The following is a 15,270-nucleotide window of genomic DNA, read 5'->3' as shown; positions in this document are numbered from 1 at the left end:
AGCACAGGAATCACGCTTTTTCCGATGCATACCTCACGTGCCCGGCACGATCCGCCACATCACGCCGCCCGCGTCGTCCAGCACCAGCAGCGCGCCGTCGGCCGCCACCGTCACGGCCGTCGGGCGGCCCCAGACATCGCGGTCGCTCAGCACCATGCCCGTCATGAAGTCCTGGTACTGGCCGGTCGGCACGCCGTTCTTCATCATCACGCGCACCACCTTGTAGCCGGTGCGGATGCCGCGGTTCCAGGAGCCGTGCAGCGCGACGAAGATGTCGCCCTCGTACTCCTTCGGGAAGGCGTGCTTCGCGCCGGCCGGGGCCTGGTACACGGCCATGCCCAGCGGCGCCGAGTGGGCCTGGATCAGCGTGTCGGGCACGATCACCTTGTCCTTCAGGTCGGGGCGGACGCCCTTCTGGCGCGGATCCTCGTGGGCGCCGAGGTAGTACCACGGCCAGCCGTAGAAGCCGCCCTGCTTGACGCGCGTGACGTAGTCCGGCGGCAGGTTGTCGCCCAGTTCGTCGCGCTCGTTCACGCTGCAGAACAGGTCGCCCGTGGCGGGGTGCACGAACATGCCCACGCAGTTGCGCAGGCCGGCTGCATAGGTTCGGCGGTTCTTGCCGTCCGGGTCGAACGCGAGCACGGCGGCGCGGTCCGTTTCCTCGCCCCAGGCGCCGCCCAGGCCGTGGACCTTTTCCCATTGCGCCAGCGGCTGCGGCGGCTTCGCGCCGATGCTCGTCGCCACGTTGGTGGCCGAGCCCACCGACAGCAGCATGGTCTTGTCGTCCTTCGAGAAGGCCAGCGTGCGCGTCGTATGGCCGCCGCTGGTGTCGCTGATCTTCTCGACGACCGTTTCCGGCTTGCCGCGCGCCTTCAGGTCGCTCACGGCGAACGGGAAGCGCACCACCGAATTGACGTTGGCGACGTACAGGTACTTCGGATTCGCGGCGGGCCACAGCGCCAGGCCGTAGGGGCGCGACAGGTCGGTCGCGAACACGTTCGCCGTGCCGCCCTGCTCGCCGTTCGGACGCAGTATCGTGACGCGGTCGCGGCCCGTGTCGGCCAGGATGATGTCGCCGTTCGGCGCGCGCAGCGCGTAGCGTGCCCGGGCCGTGTCGTCGGCGAAGATGGAGATTTTGAAGCCCTTGGGTACGGCCGGCAAGGCGCCGTCCGGCCGCTTGGCGACCTTGGGGCCGTTGCCGGCGCTGTCGGTGCCGTAGGGCGCGACCAGCTGGTCGACCGTGATGTGGTGCAGGTCGCCCGGCTTGTCCCCGGTCCAGGCGCCGTCCTTGGCATTCGCCCTGCTTCCCGCACCGGACGTGGCGCCCGGCGCGGCGGCGGCCACCTGGCCGCGCTGCGTGGCCAGCCAGTCGATGACGGCGGCGCGCTGCTTCGCGTCCGCGATCCCGATCGGCATCGTGGTGCCCGGCACGTCCTTGCCCGGGTCGCGCAGGAAGGTATCGAGCTCCTCCTTCGTCCAGGTCTTGCCGGCCGCGCCGGCCTTGGCCAGCGCCGCGCTGTAGTTGTAGCCGGCCACGCTGGCCGCCTTGCGTCCGACCACGTTGAACAGGCCGGGGCCGGCGCGCGAACCGAGCTTGTTGTCGACCGTGTGGCAGCTCGCGCAGTTCTGCTCGAAATAGGTCTGGCCGGCAGGCGCCGCCAGCACGCCTCCCGTCGACAGCACCAGTCCAGCCAGCGCGACGATGTTCTTCTTGTTCATGCTCCCCCCCTCCTCGGTATGTTTTAATCGATCATGAAGACCGGATAGCGGTTCCACTCCGGCTCGCGCCAGCGCGCGCAGTGGGCGAAGATGAAGTCGAGCACGGCGCCCTGGTCCTTCAGCAGCGCCGGATTCTGCGCCTTCCACGCATCGAACTTCGCAGCCAGTTCCGGCTCGGCGGCCAGCAGGCGCTCGGCCTCGTCCTCGAACACATAATCGGAATACGCTTCCTTCTTTTCCAGCACGCTGTTGAAGAAGCCCCAGCGGAAGAAGCTGTCGTGGGCCTGCGGCTCCAGCGTCTCGACGGCGTAGCGCGCATTGTCCTGGTCGAGCGGCACGATGTAGTCGCCGGCGCGGATCGTCACCGTCTCGCGGCCGCGTTCCAGTTGCACGTCGTCGTGGAACATATGGCCTTCGTAGGCGCGCGCGCGCGAGCTCACGGAGGCGATGCGGTACACCGACACGTCTTCCTGGCGCTCGGCCTCCACGCGCTCCAGCTTCACGCCGTTCCACTGCAGGCGCTCGATCGCCTCGCGCCACTGCTGCGGCACGACGTAGGCGCGCGGCGCCGGCACCGTGATGTCGGCCGGGAAGCGGTTGTAGTAGGGGATGTCGCGCTCGAACGGCGCGCTGCGGTCGTAGTACAGGCGCTGGTAGTCGCCCAGCACGCTTGCCTTGTACTTCGCCGCGTAGCCTTTGAAGCGGAAGGACGACGGATTCGCCTCGTCCATCGCCCAGTGGATCGGCCATTCGCGGCGGATGCGGCCGTGGGCCTTGGCCGCGCGGCGCAGCGCGACGATTTGCTCGCCGTGCGCGACGGTGAAGTCGAGCGCCGTCTCGACCAGCGTGCGCATCGATGCGTAACGGTCGGCGAAGGGTTTCAGCATGTGCGTCTCGGGCATGAAGCCGATCGTGTCGTGCAGCGCGGCGTAGCCGGTCGAGAACCGCGCCGTTTCGAGGAATTCGGCGATGCCGTCGTCGGGGCTGTCCTTGACGGGATTGACGTAGGGGCAGGTCGGCCAGCCGCGCTTGTCCATCTCCGCGTACATGAACGGCAGCATGGTGTCGCGCAGGAACACGCCGAGGTCGCCGCCCAGCTTGTCCGCCTGGGTGTGGATCAGCGTCATCGTGTAGCTGTAGTCGGCGCCGTTCGATGTGTGGGTGTCGACCATCACGTCCGGATCCCAGGCCGTAAACAGTTTATTGAAGGTCTGGGCCGTCAGCGTGTCGCACTTGACGAAGTCGCGGTTCAGGTCGAGGTGGCGGCTGTTGCCGCGGAAGCCGAATGCTTCCGGACCGTCCTGGTTCACGCGCGAGGTATTCGCGCGGTTGAAGGCGCCGTCGACGTTGTACAGGGGGACGAACAGGAACACGGTCTTGCCCAGCGCCGCCAGGCGCTCCGGCTGCTGGCAGAAGTCGCGCACCAGCGCCATGCAGGCATCGACACCTTCCGGCTCGCCAGGGTGGATGCCGTTGTTGTTGAAGAAGACGGGGCGCCCTTCCCGCTTGATGCGCTCGCGCTCGAACACACCGTCTGCCGAGACGACGCCGGCATGGATCGGCACGCCCGCATCCGAAGTGCCGACGACGGAAAAGCGCAGCACGTTCGGATACTGGAGGGCGAGATCGTCGTACCAGGCGATGCAATCGGCCCAGGTGGTGGTCTGGTTCTGGTTGCCCTTCTCGAAAGGCGTGGTCAAGGCGTTCTGCATGATGTTCCGTGAATGATGGTGGTATTGCCGAGGACAGTAATTTAACCCGGTTTCGGCGCCAGCGGCAGCGTGATCGCCACCAGCGTCCCTTCGCCCGGCGCGGACTGCACGCGGATGCTGCCGTCCAGCGCATGCACGCGTTCGCGCATGCCGATGATGCCGATGCCTTCGGACGCCACGGCCGGATCGAATCCGTCACCGTCGTCCTGCACCTCGATGTGCAGGGCGCCTTCGTCTTCCGACAGGGCCAGGTCGACCCTCGCGAAGCCCGCGTTCGAATGCTTCATCACGTTCGACAGCGCTTCCTGCACGATGCGGTAGGCGGAAATGGCCAGCTCGTTGCCGATCTTCGCGAAGTCGCCATGCGAATCGAACTCGAACAGCACCCCCGAGCTGCGGTAGTGGTTGACCATTTCCTCGACGGCGCCGTGCAGGCCCAGCATGTCCAGCACCTCGGGGCGCAGGCGCCGCACCAGGCGGCGGCCGTTGGCGTACAGGTCGAGCGCGAGGCGGGTGATGGCCTGCGCCTTGGCGGCGATCTGCTGCAGCTCCGCTCCGGGTTCGGATACGGCTGGGGCTGCGGACGCTGCGCGCGTGGCCAGGTGCTGGATCGTCTGCGACTCCAGGCGCACGGCGATCAGCGAGGCATTCAGTTCGTCGTGGATCTCGACGGCGATGCTCTTCCTCTCGTCCTCGATGATGTTGTTGACCTTCTGGATCAGCTTCCGCTTGTCGGCGTCGGCGCGCAGCGCCTCGTTGCGCGAGGCGAGCAGGTCGCGGGTGCGCTCCGCCACCTTGTTCTCCAGGTCCTTCTTGGATTCGTCCAGCGCCACCGACATCTCGCCGATCGATGCCTGCAGCTCCCCGACCTCGCCGCCCGTCGTCACGGGCAGCTCGACGCGGTAGTGGCCGCCGCGGATCTTGCGCAGCGTGGCGATCGCCTCGCGCAGGGGCACGATCAGGCTGCGCGCCAGCACCCAGGCCAGCAGCCCGCTGCCGAGCAGGGCCAGCGCCGCCATCGCCAGCTCGATGCGGAAGCGCCGCAACTGCCTCGCCAGCATGTTCGTCGGCGACATCGTCACGCGCACCTGGCCCACCACTTCGCTCGTCAAGGTAGGCGGGCGCGTGTCGCTGGAAGCCGTGACGTGCGGCGTACCGTTGTCGGAAAACAGGTTGATCCAGATGACCTGCTTGCGGATCGTGGCGACGAAGGCGCGGCCCTCCGCCTCGACCGGGTGTTCGGACACCACCGCGATGACATTCCTGCCGTTGACGTCGACCACGTCGACGCGGTAGACGCTGCTGTCCGACTGCACCAGGCCGTTGATCGTCAGGCGCAGGTCGGCCAGGTTGCCGGAAATGACGTTGTACTCGCTCGTCACGGCCAGCGCGCGCGCCAGGATGGTGCCGCGCTCGGCCAGCTCCTCGTCCACCTGGGCGCGGTGCGCATACCAGGAATACCAGACGAAGGACGTGAACAGCAGCGCCACCGGCAGCATGGTGATGAAGGCCATGCGCAGGCCGATGCTCCAGCCGCGCCAGAACTGCCAGCGCCCCGTCATGGCATGCGTCCCTTCATGGCTTGCGCGCCGGCGCCGGCCGCGCGAAGGCACGCACGGCGTCGGACACCTCGACGTCGAGCGAGCGCGCCACGCCCTCGTTGACGATGGTGCGGAAGTAGCGCGGGAACTGCGGCGCCGGCAGCGTGCCGCTGGCGACGTAGGCGGCGACGATTTCCTCGACCTGAGCGTCGATGTCCTCGATCTCGGAATAGGTCGTGGCGAGCGCCCCGGCCTTGACCATGTCGCTGGAAAAGCCGATCACGCCCTGCTTGTGGCGATAGGTCGAGAGCAGGATGTTGCGGAAGTTCTCGGCGTTGTAGATGCTGCTGTCGGGCAGCGCCAGCAAGGCATCGGTCTGGGCGATCTGGCCCAGCAGGCGGTTGATGTCGCCATCCTTGCCCGCATCCAGCACGGCGACCCGGTTGGCGCCTTCGCCGGCCGCCAGCACGGGCTTCAGGAAGGCCGTGCCGGGGCCGAGCAGCGCGGCCACGCGCACGGGACGGCGGTACAGCAGCGCGGCCAGGCGCAGCTGGTCGTCGGGTGCCGGTTCCGCATACACGGCCGTGACGGCGGCCGCGCGTTCCGGCGGCAGCGTGGCGACGATCGCGCGCACGACCTGGCTGGACGTGAAGGTCGAGATCACGACGCAGTCGCAGCGGCGCTGCGCCACCTCGCGCAGCGCATCCGGCCCGATGGCGACGTACAGCATGCGCCGGCGCTGGGCCAGTTCGGTGCGGAACACGGAAAAGAGGGGAACCAGGCGCCGCGTCAGGTCGTCGACGATGCGGCGGGTGACGGCGCTGCCGTCGTCGGTGGTGACGATCTCGAAGCGGAAGCCGGGGGTGGGGTCGGGCCTGGCGGCGTGGGCGGGGGTTGCGAGGGCAAGCAGTGCCGCGACGACGGTAAGTAAATTGGGTCCCTGCCTGCGCAGGGACGACGGTCTTTTGGGCAACGATACAAAGGACACGTCGCCCCTGCGCAGGCAGGGGGCCAATTTCGCCAACTGAAATACGCGGCGCAGCACGTAAGGAATCAGACGGTCAAGGCTCGATCAAGCCATGCTTCACCGCCAGCTTGGTGATGTAGGCCTGCCGGTGCACCCCCAGCTTTTCCTTCACTGCCTGGCTGATGTTGCTGATGGTCTTGGTCGACAGGTCCAGCCGCTCCGCGATCTCCGCATTGGTCAGGCCCTCGGCCATCAGCTTGAAGATCTCCAGGCTGCGCTCGTCCAGCTGCGACTGCGGCGAGACGTCGCCGCGCACCGCCAGGCTGGCCAGGCGCTCCGCGATCTGGGGCAGGAAATACAGCTTGCCCGCGCGCGCGTGGCGCACGGCGTCGGCCAGGTCGGCCGGGTCGCAATCCTTGGTCACGAAGGCGTGGGCGCCGAGGCGGTAGGTTTCCTTGATCAGGCTGTCCTGGTCGAACTGGCTGAGGAAGACGATCTTCGCCTTCGGATCCGCCTTGAGGATGTTCTGGGCGGCGTCCATGCCCGTCAGCTCGGTGCCGAAGCGGATGTCGAGGACGGCGACGTCGGGCTTCGTTTCCTCGTACATCGCCAGCGCCTCGCTCGGCGTCCTGGCCTGCCCGACGACTTCCATGCCCTGGGCGCCCAGCGACATGGCGAAGCCCTGCATCACGATCGGGTGGTCGTCCGCCAGCATGATGCGGATCGCTTGGTCTTTCTGCACTTGTGTTCTCCCTGGTTCGCTCCGGCCTTTGCCACACGCTGGCAGCGGGACTTACCCGCGGGCGGTAGATGGCGTGCGTTGATTATTTCATACAACGGCACGTGGCGCGACCTCCCGCTTCCGCTCTTATCTTTCGATGGAATCGAGGACTACTCATAAAACCCTTTGCTAACTTCCAATACATGGCATATATTATTTCTAACGGATGGCAATATCGTTTCTCTCGTATCCCTTTCCCGGCAACGACAAGGAGGATGACCATGCAGTTTTCCCATACCAAGCAGCAGGGCGGCAGCCGCTTCGGCAAGTTCGCCGTCGTGGCGGGCCTGCACGCGGCGCTCGCGATCCTGTTCGTCCAGGGCCTGGACATGAAAAAGCTGCCCTTGCCCACCCCGGACGGCATCGACGTGACGTTCCAGGCCGAACCGGTGCCGCCACCGCCGACGCCGCCCGAGCCGCCGCACCCCGTAGCGCAAACGGCGCCGCCCAGGCTGTTCGTGCCGCCGGTCGAGATTCCCGTGGCAGCGCCGCCCGACCCGGCTCCCATGCAGGCAACGACGGCGGAGCCGGCACCGCAGCCGGCCACGCCGGCGCAGCAGCCCGTGGTCGACGCGCCGCCCGCAACGAAGCCGGCGGCACAGCCAGGCACCATCCGCAGCGCCGTCTTCGCCGACGCCAACGCCTGCGCCCTGCCGGCCTACCCGACGCGGGCACTGCGCAACGGCGATGCGGGCACCACCACGCTGGCCCTGCTGGTGGGCGTGGATGGCCGCGTGACGTCGGCCCGCGTCGAGCGTTCCAGCGGCTCGCGCGACCTGGACCAGGCCGCGATCCATGCGCTCAGCCTGTGCACCTTCAAGCCGGCGCTGAACAACGGCGTGGCGGAAGCGGGATGGGCACGCCTCGCCTACGTCTGGACGCTCGACTGAGCAAGAAGAAACCCCTGTAGCCAGTTTTGCCCGCCGCCCCCTCGGCGGGCTTTTTTTATGGAGGTGCGCGATGCGCCAGGATCCCGCTTTGCCCGGCCACGCCGGTCCGAATCCGTTCACGGTGGCCGCGATCGCCGCCATCGTGATATTGGCCGCACTGGCCGGCTGGCTCGCGCTGCGACCGGCCAGCGTGCCGGTGCCGGAAGGTCCCTCTCCTTCCGGCTTCTCGGCCGGACGGGCGCTGGCCCACGTCCGCGCGCTGGCCCAGGCGCCCCGCCCGGCCGGCAGCCAGGCCAATGCACGCGCCCGCGGCTACCTGCTCGCGCAGGTGCGCGCCCTCGGCCTGGAACCGGAGGTCCAGACGGCGATGGCGCAGACGGCATCGGCCGACATGATGGCGAACGTACGCGTCACGCTGGCCGAGGCGCGCAACGTCGTCGTGCGCAAGCCCGGCACCGCGCGCACCGACGGCCCGCGCCGCATGGTGCTGGCTAGCGCCCGCTACGATTCGGGCGCCGGTTCTCCCGGCGCCGCCGACGGCGCGGCCGGCGCGGCCGCGCTGCTGGAAGCGCTGCGCGCCTTGCAGGCCGGCCCGCCGCTGGACAACGACATCGTGTTCGTCTTCACCGATGCGGACAGCGACGGGCAGGCGCTGGGCACGCGCGCCTTCGCCGAATCGCATCCGTGGGCCGGGCGGGTGCGCGTGGCGCTGCGCTTCGACCATGCGGGCAACCGCGGCCCGCTGGCGCTGGTCGATGCCGGCGCCGCCGACGGCTTTGCGCTCGGCGCGTGGGCGCGCCTGGCGCCGGCGCCGCGCGGGTCCTCGTTCATGGCGGAACTGCTGCAAGGCCTGCCGCAACGGACGGCGGCGCGGGCACTGGCGGCCACGGGCGCCGCGACCCTGCAGTTCGCGACACTCGACGGCGCGCTGGGCTGGGACGGCATGCATGACGTGCCGCAGCAGCTGTCCAGCGCCAGCCTGCAGCACGAAGGCGACACGATGCTCGCCCTGCTGCGCCACTTCGGCAATGCCCGGCTGCCGGCGGCGTGCAGCCGCGGCCAGGTGTTCTTTCCCCTGCCCTTCGTCGGCCAGGTGCACTATCCGATGTGGTGCGTGTGGCCCCTGACCCTGCTGGCCTGCGCCCTGAACCTGGCCGCATGCCGACTCGCCGTGCGGCGCCTGGACATCGCCGGCAGCGACATCGTGCATGGCATGTTCGGCTTCGTGTTCATGACGGCCCTGGCGATCTTCATCACCTGGCTGTGCCGCGAAGCGCTGACCGGCCTGCAATGGCGCTGGGACGTGGGGGAACTGGCAGGCGACGACGGCCTGCGCTGGCAAGCCTGGACCTTCGTGCTGCTGCCGGCGGCCCTGTTCGCGCTGTTGCAGCGGCGCCTGCTCGCGCGCCTGGACGGGGCCTGCCTGGCCCTGGGCGCAATGCTGGCGGCGAACGTCGCGCTGCTGGCCGTGAGCTATGGCGCGCCGGGCGCCAGCTACGTGCTGGCCTGGCCTTTGCTGGCGGCGCAGGCGGCGTGGCTGGCGCTGGCGCTGGAGTTGACGGCGCGGCGCACGGCGCTGCTGGCGCTGGCGGCCGTGCCGGCGCTGGTGCTGATCGTGCCGGCCGCCGTCGACAGCGCCGCCTGGCTGTCGCCGCGCTGGCTGCTGCTGCCCGCGCTGCTCGCCTGCCTGCTGCTGGCGCTGTGCAGCATGCTGCTGGCGCAGGTGAAGGGACGTCTCGTCGCCGCACCGCTGCTGCTGGCGGGCGGCGCCTGCATCGGGATGGCCTATGCCGCGCATCCGGTGCGGCCCGAGCTGCCCGTGCCCAACCGCCTGCTGTACCTGAAGGACACGCCGAGCTGGCAGGCGTTCTGGATCCATCCGGCCGGCCCCGTCGACGCCTGGACCAAAAGCGTTTTCCCGAATGCGCTGCAGCCCTACGTGATGCCCTACACCTTCGGCGTCGACAGCGACCCCGTGTGGTATGGCGCGGCGCGGCGCGACGACGCCGTCTTCTACCCCTACCTGCTGATCGAGAAGGACGAGCGGCGTGGCGACGTGCGCCGCGTCGAATTCCTGCTGCGCTCGAAGAACGGCGCGCCCGACCTCGTGCTGCGCCTGAACGGCGCCGACACCCTGCGCACCAGCGTCAACGGCCGCGTGCTCACCGACCGCCGCTACCGCGGCTGGCAGGCGACGCTGCACGGCATGGGCGAGCGCGAGCTGCGCTTTGCCATCGAGCTGGTCGGCGACCCGGCCTTCTCGATCTTCGTGCAGGAGCGCATTCCCGGCCTGCCGGCGGGACTGCCGCCGCGGCCGGACGACATGCGGCCGCGCCTGCTGCCGGACAGCGGCACCACGATGACGGTCGACATCCTGCGCTTTCCCTGATTTCGGGCCGGCCGGGCGGGAGGATGCCCTACAATGCAGGCGCACTTTTGCATCCACCAACCTGCAGGATTCCATGCACAAGATCGTTTCCTCGGCACTCGCGGCCAGCATCGCGCTGGCCTTCTCCCATCCGACCTTCGCGGCCGCGCCAGGCCAGGCCGCCACGGTCCAGGAGGCGCCGCTGCGCGCCCACCTGGCCTTCCTCTCGTCCGACCTGCTCGAAGGCCGCGGCACGGGCCAGCGCGGCGGCGACCTGACCGTCAGCTACCTCGAGACCCAGGCGCTGGCCGCGGGCCTGAAGCCGGCCAACGGCAACAGCTACCGCCAGAGCGTGCGCATCGCCGGCGTCAAGGCGCTGCCGCAGGAAAGCTCGGTCGCGCTGGTCGCGGGCGGCAAGCCGCTGGCGCTCGCCTTCGGCAAGGACTGGGTGTGGGCGCCGGGCGATGCCCAGGCCGAGCACAACCTGGATGCGGAGCTGGTCTTCGTCGGCTACGGCATCGCGGCGCCGGAAGAAGGCGGCTGGGACGACTACAAGGGCATGGACGTCAAAGGCAAGGTGCTCGTCATGCTGGTCAACGATCCGGCGCCGACGACGGCGGAACCGAACCGCTTCGCCGGCAAGGGCCTGACCTACTACGGCCGCTGGACCTATAAATTCGAGGAAGCGGCGCGCCGCGGCGCGGCCGGCGTGCTGCTGGTCCACACCGACGCATCGGCGTCGTACGGCTGGGGCGTGGTGCACAACAGCTGGACCGCCGAGCGCTTCCAGCTGGCCGATGCCGACCTCGGTTCCGGCATGCAGGGCTGGGTGACCGACGCGACGGCGCGCGCCCTGTTCGCCGCCGCCGGCCAGGACCTCGACAGGCTGCGCGTCGCCGCCGAGGACAAGTCGTTCAAGCCGGTGGTGCTGAACGCGCGCGTGCAGGGCCAGGAAAAGGCGGCCGTGCGCACGCTGGAACAGTTCAACGTGGCGGGCATCGTGCCGGGTACCGACGCGAAGCTGAAGAACGAAGTCGTCATCTACAGCGCGCACTGGGACCACCTGGGCAAGCAGGGAGACAGCGGCGACACCATCTACAACGGCGCCGTCGACAATGCCTCGGGCACGGCGGGCCTGCTGGCCATGGCCCAGGAAGCGGCAAGGCACCCGGCCAGGCGCAGCCAGATGTTCCTGTGGGTCGCGGCCGAGGAACAAGGCCTGCTGGGCAGCGCGGCCTACGCCGCCAAGCCGCTGTGGCCCCTGGATAAAACGGCGGCAGCCCTGAACCTGGACAGCCTGAACTTCGTTGGCGCGGCCAGGGACATCGGCGTGCAGGGCAGCGAACGCAGCAGCCTGGCAGCGACGGCGGCGACGGTCGCCAAGGCGATGCAGCTGAACGTGGCGGCCGCGCGACCCGACCTGGGCGGCGGCTACTTCCGCAGTGACCACTTCAGCTTCGCCAAGGCCGGCGTGCCCGCGTTCTCGATCTCGGGTGGCCGTGACTGGGTGAAGGACAAGGAAGCCAGCGACGCCAAGCAGAAGGCCTACGGCGCGCGCTACCACCAGGCCAACGACGAATACGATGCGAGCTGGGATCTGGCGGGCATGGTGCAGCAGGCGCAGTTCACGCTGAACCTGGGCCGCGCGGTGGCGGATGCGCCGGCGATGCCGACGTGGAAGGCGGGGGACCAGTTCGGGAAGGTGCGCGAGAGCGCGAAGTAATTACGCCACCGTCGCCCCTGCGCAGGCAGGGGCCCAATTTCTGCACGCGTTTCGATGACGCGTGCGACATTGGATCCCCGCCTCCGCGGGGACGACGGTCCTTATGCAGCAGGCTTGCGCTCCCCCGCCGCCGCCAGGATCTGCGCCAGCTTCCCGATCTCCACCGGCTTGACCAAGTGATGATCGAAGCCCGCCTGGCGCGACAATTCGCGGTCGCGCTGCTGGCCGTAGCCCGTCAGCGCGACGTAGACGGCGTGCGCATGGCGCGGGTCGCGGCGCAGGCGGCGCACCAGTTCGTAGCCCGTCATGTCGGGCAGGCCGATGTCGAGGATGAAGACTTCGGTGTCGGTGCCCCCCGCCGCCTTCAGCGTGCTCGATGCATCCTCGTACACGTGCACCGTGTGGCCATGCGCGCGCAGCAGCACGGCCAGGGAGTGGGCGGCGTCGCCGTTGTCGTCGACGATGGTCACGGACAGGGGATGCGCCTCGTCGCCGCCCTCCCCCGTGCGCACCACCTGCCCCACTTCCGCCTGCGCCACCGGCAGCGTCACCGTCATCGTGGTGCCGCGCTGGGGACCGTCGCTGTGGGCGGCCACATTCCCGTTGTGCATGCGGACGATGCTCTTGACCAGCGCCAGGCCGATGCCGAGTCCGCCCTGCGAACGGTCCGGCGCGCGGTCGGCCTGGGTGAACAGGTCGAACACGTGGGGCAGCAGCTGGGCATCGATGCCGCTGCCGTTGTCGCGCACGACCACTTCCGCCGACGCGCCGTCGTTGACGACGGCCAGCGCGATCTTGCCGCCCTGCGGCGTGTACTTGGCCGAGTTGTTGAGCAGGTTGACCAGCACCTGGATCAGGCGCGTGCGGTCGCCCTCGACCGGCACCGGATCGGGCGGCAGCTCCACCGAGAGCGTGTGCAGGCGCTCCTCGAGGTGGGGACGGGCCTGCTCCACGGCGGCCATGGCGACCTTGTTCAGGTCGAGCACCTCGTTCTCCAGCTTGACCAGGCCGCGCGTGACGCGCGAGACGTCCAGCAGGTCGTCGACCAGCTCCGTCATGTGGCGTACCTGGCGCGAGATGATGTTGCTGGCCTTCAGGCGCAGGCCCTCGTTCACTTCCGGCAGGCGCAGCAGCTGGGCCGCACTGGTGATCGGCGCCAGCGGATTGCGCAGCTCGTGCGCCAGCATGGCCAGGAACTCGTCCTTCATCTTGTTGTGGCGCTCGGCCTCGGAACGGGCGGCGCGCTCGGAGGCGAGCAGCTGTTCGCGCTCCTGCGCCAGCGCCTCGCTCGCCTTCCTGGTCAGTTCCAGCTGGCGCGTCTCGTCGCGCACGGCGTGCTCGGCGCGCATGCGGCGCTGCGCATCCCAGATGCGGTAGGCGGCGTCTTCCAGGATGGCCGTCTCGTCCGCGATCCAGTGCTGCGGCGCCGTCTCGTGCAGGAACAGCAGCGCCTCCAGGCGGCCGTTGTCCAGCAGGGGCACGGCAATGCCGGCGGCAATGCCGAGGGTACGCCAGCGCACCGGGTCGAACACGTGCGTGTCCTGGGCCGCATCGGCCGTCCACACCGTCTCGCCGGCATGCAGGCGCGCCTCCTGGTCGAAGCACAGCATGCCCAGCGGGACGACGGCGTCCGGGCGTCCGGCATCGTCGCCTCCGGCACGGTCGACGCGCACGACGGCCCCGCCGCTGGCGTGGTCGATGACGGCATAGCCGATCCGGGCGCCCTCGAAATAGGTGCCGATGCACGCAACCGCCGCGCGTTCCAGCGCCAGCGGGTCGGCCGCGCCGCGCAGCGCATCGGCCAGCGCCAGCTGCAGCGCCTGGCGCCGCTCGGCGCGGACACTGGCGGTGGTGTCGATGAAGGTGGCGAGCACGCCACCGACGCTGCCGTCGTCGCGGTAGACGGGGCTGTACGAAAAGGTGAAGCAGCGCTTCTCGGGATAGCCGTGCAGGTTCATCGGCAGCCACTGGCCGCTGCCGCCCACCGGCTCGCCCTGGCGCACGCGCGCGAACAGCGGGGCCACGTCGGGCCATAGCTCGGGCCAGATCTCGCGCAGGTCGCAGCCCAGCGCGCGGGTCTTGTTCACCAGCAGCGGCGTGTAGGCGTCGTTGAAGAACTGGATATAGTCGTCGCCCCAGGTCAGGTGCATGGGCAGCTGGCAATCGAGGAGCGTGCGGATGGCGTGCTTCAGGCCGGCGGGCCAGTCAGCCACCGGTCCGACGCTGGTCGTCTCCCACGGGAACTCGCGCATTTGCCGCTCCATGGCGCCGGTCTTGCGGTGTGGATCGTCGTCGGACGCGAGGTCGATGGGCCAGGGCATGGTGTTGTTCTTGGAATGATGAAGGCAATGCAATGCCTAGTTTCCATGATACAGCATTGTTAAACGTATGCACGCCCGATGTGCGCAAGCAGGCGCCGCCCCGCCGCGACCACCTGCGGATCGCGCCGGAACTGCGCCCGCACGATCATCCCTTCCACGCACAGCATCGCCTCTTGCGCCGCCAGCGCGGGTTGATTCAGGCCCAGGCGTGCGGCCACGCCGGCGACGTAGTCTTCGAGCGCCTGCTTGTGGACGATCGCCTGGCGCAGGTGCAGCGCCTCCTCGACCGCGCCGGTCTCGGCCACGGCGTTGATGAAGGCGCAGCCGCGGAAATCGTCCTGCGCGAACCATTCGCCCAGCGCATCGGCCAGCACGTCCAGTTCGGCCCGCTCCGCCAGGCGCGCCTCGACCGCGCCGCTGAACCAGGCCATCCAGTGGTCGTGGCGCCAGGCGAGGAAGGCGGCGATCAGGTCGTTCTTGGACGGGAAGTGGCGGTACAGCGACATCTTGGCCACGCCCGACTCGGCGATGATGCGGTCGATGCCGGTGGCGCGCAGGCCGTCGCGGTAAAACAGGCGCTTGGCGGTGTCGAGGATGCGCTCGCGCGCGGAGGGCTGGGGCATGGAGGTTCCGGCGTGACGTGGTGCGGGACTCCATTGTGACAGACAGCCCTGTCTACCGCAACCTCTCATGACTGACAGCTTGGACGCAGCGCGACGGCGTCTACGATACAGGTCTGTCTACCTATCAAAGAAAGGAAACGCCATGTCCGATATCGAGAGCCGTCCGCCGCTGCCGCCGTTCACCCGCGAGAGCGCGATCCAGAAGGTACGCCTGGCCGAAGACGGCTGGAACAGCCGCAACCCGGAAAAGGTCTCGCTGGCCTACACGCCGGACAGCCGCTGGCGCAACCGCGCGGAATTCGTCAACGGCCGCGCCGAGATCGTGCAGTTCCTGGACCGCAAATGGAAGAAGGAGCTGGACTACCGCCTGATCAAGGAATTGTGGGCGGTTGAAGGCAACCGCATCGCCGTGCGCTACGCCTACGAATGGCACGACGATTCCGGCAACTGGTTCCGGACCTTCGGCAACGAGAACTGGGAATTCGACGAGCACGGCCTGATGCAGCGCCGCTATGCCTGCCTGAACGACATGCCCATCAAGGAGTCGGAGCGCAAGTTCCACTGGCCGCTGGGACGGCGTCCGGACGACCACCCGGGGCTGTCGGACCTCGGATTGTGATGTAGG

General features: G+C 68.9%; 11 protein-coding genes. 4 read left to right on the top strand and 7 right to left on the bottom strand.

Features of this window, described 5'->3' with window-relative positions; all coding sequences use genetic code 11:
- Positions 1 to 33: 33 nt before the first annotated feature.
- From ACI1V7_RS17705 to ACI1V7_RS17685, 5 genes are all read right to left on the bottom strand, one after another.
- Entirely contained in the window at positions 34 to 1,719 is a 1,686-nt protein-coding gene (locus tag ACI1V7_RS17705) for a PQQ-dependent sugar dehydrogenase (RefSeq protein ID WP_404533108.1), read from the bottom strand.
- 23 nt (positions 1,720 to 1,742) lie between these two features.
- Positions 1,743 to 3,431, bottom strand: a complete 1,689-nt coding sequence (locus ACI1V7_RS17700; RefSeq protein ID WP_404533107.1) for a M14 family zinc carboxypeptidase — start codon at positions 3,429 to 3,431, stop codon at positions 1,743 to 1,745.
- Between the two features lie 41 nt (positions 3,432 to 3,472).
- Complete coding sequence (locus tag ACI1V7_RS17695; protein ID WP_404533106.1) at positions 3,473 to 4,993, bottom strand: sensor histidine kinase; 1,521 nt, start codon at positions 4,991 to 4,993, stop codon at positions 3,473 to 3,475.
- A 13-nt stretch (positions 4,994 to 5,006) separates the two neighbouring features.
- Positions 5,007 to 5,945: a hypothetical protein gene (locus ACI1V7_RS17690; RefSeq protein WP_404533105.1), complete on the bottom strand. Its 939-nt coding sequence runs from the start codon at positions 5,943 to 5,945 to the stop codon at positions 5,007 to 5,009.
- Between the two features lie 88 nt (positions 5,946 to 6,033).
- On the bottom strand, positions 6,034 to 6,681 hold the full coding sequence (locus tag ACI1V7_RS17685) for a response regulator transcription factor (protein ID WP_404533104.1): 648 nt from the start codon (positions 6,679 to 6,681) through the stop codon (positions 6,034 to 6,036).
- A 260-nt stretch (positions 6,682 to 6,941) separates the two neighbouring features.
- Between ACI1V7_RS17685 and ACI1V7_RS17680 the strand changes: the two genes are divergently transcribed.
- The 3 genes from ACI1V7_RS17680 (at position 6,942) to ACI1V7_RS17670 (ending at position 11,701) form a co-directional block, all read left to right on the top strand.
- Positions 6,942 to 7,610, top strand: coding sequence for an energy transducer TonB (locus tag ACI1V7_RS17680; RefSeq protein ID WP_404533103.1), 669 nt, complete (start codon positions 6,942 to 6,944; stop codon positions 7,608 to 7,610).
- A 70-nt stretch (positions 7,611 to 7,680) separates the two neighbouring features.
- Positions 7,681 to 9,999 (top strand): M28 family peptidase, encoded by a 2,319-nt coding sequence (locus ACI1V7_RS17675; protein WP_404533102.1) that lies wholly within the window; start codon positions 7,681 to 7,683, stop codon positions 9,997 to 9,999.
- 73 nt (positions 10,000 to 10,072) lie between these two features.
- Entirely contained in the window at positions 10,073 to 11,701 is a 1,629-nt protein-coding gene (locus ACI1V7_RS17670) for a M28 family peptidase (protein ID WP_404533100.1), read from the top strand.
- A gap of 101 nt (positions 11,702 to 11,802) precedes the next feature.
- Here the strand turns inward: ACI1V7_RS17670 and ACI1V7_RS17665 are convergent, their stop codons facing one another.
- The gene (locus tag ACI1V7_RS17665) at positions 11,803 to 14,022 is read right to left on the bottom strand and encodes an ATP-binding protein (protein WP_404533099.1); all 2,220 of its coding nucleotides are present in this window, start codon (positions 14,020 to 14,022) and stop codon (positions 11,803 to 11,805) included.
- Positions 14,023 to 14,081: 59 nt separating this feature from the next.
- Positions 14,082 to 14,645: a TetR/AcrR family transcriptional regulator gene (locus tag ACI1V7_RS17660; RefSeq protein WP_404533098.1), complete on the bottom strand. Its 564-nt coding sequence runs from the start codon at positions 14,643 to 14,645 to the stop codon at positions 14,082 to 14,084.
- Positions 14,646 to 14,787: 142 nt separating this feature from the next.
- Between ACI1V7_RS17660 and ACI1V7_RS17655 the strand changes: the two genes are divergently transcribed.
- The gene (locus ACI1V7_RS17655; RefSeq protein ID WP_290415141.1) at positions 14,788 to 15,264 is read left to right on the top strand and encodes a nuclear transport factor 2 family protein; all 477 of its coding nucleotides are present in this window, start codon (positions 14,788 to 14,790) and stop codon (positions 15,262 to 15,264) included.
- Positions 15,265 to 15,270 lie beyond the last annotated feature (6 nt).

The sequence above is a fragment of the Massilia paldalensis genome, from assembly GCF_044901715.1.
Taxonomy (GTDB): domain Bacteria; phylum Pseudomonadota; class Gammaproteobacteria; order Burkholderiales; family Burkholderiaceae_D; genus Telluria; species Telluria paldalensis.
Note: the sequence above shows the minus strand (reverse complement) of the source record. Positions and strands in the feature narration are given on the sequence as shown.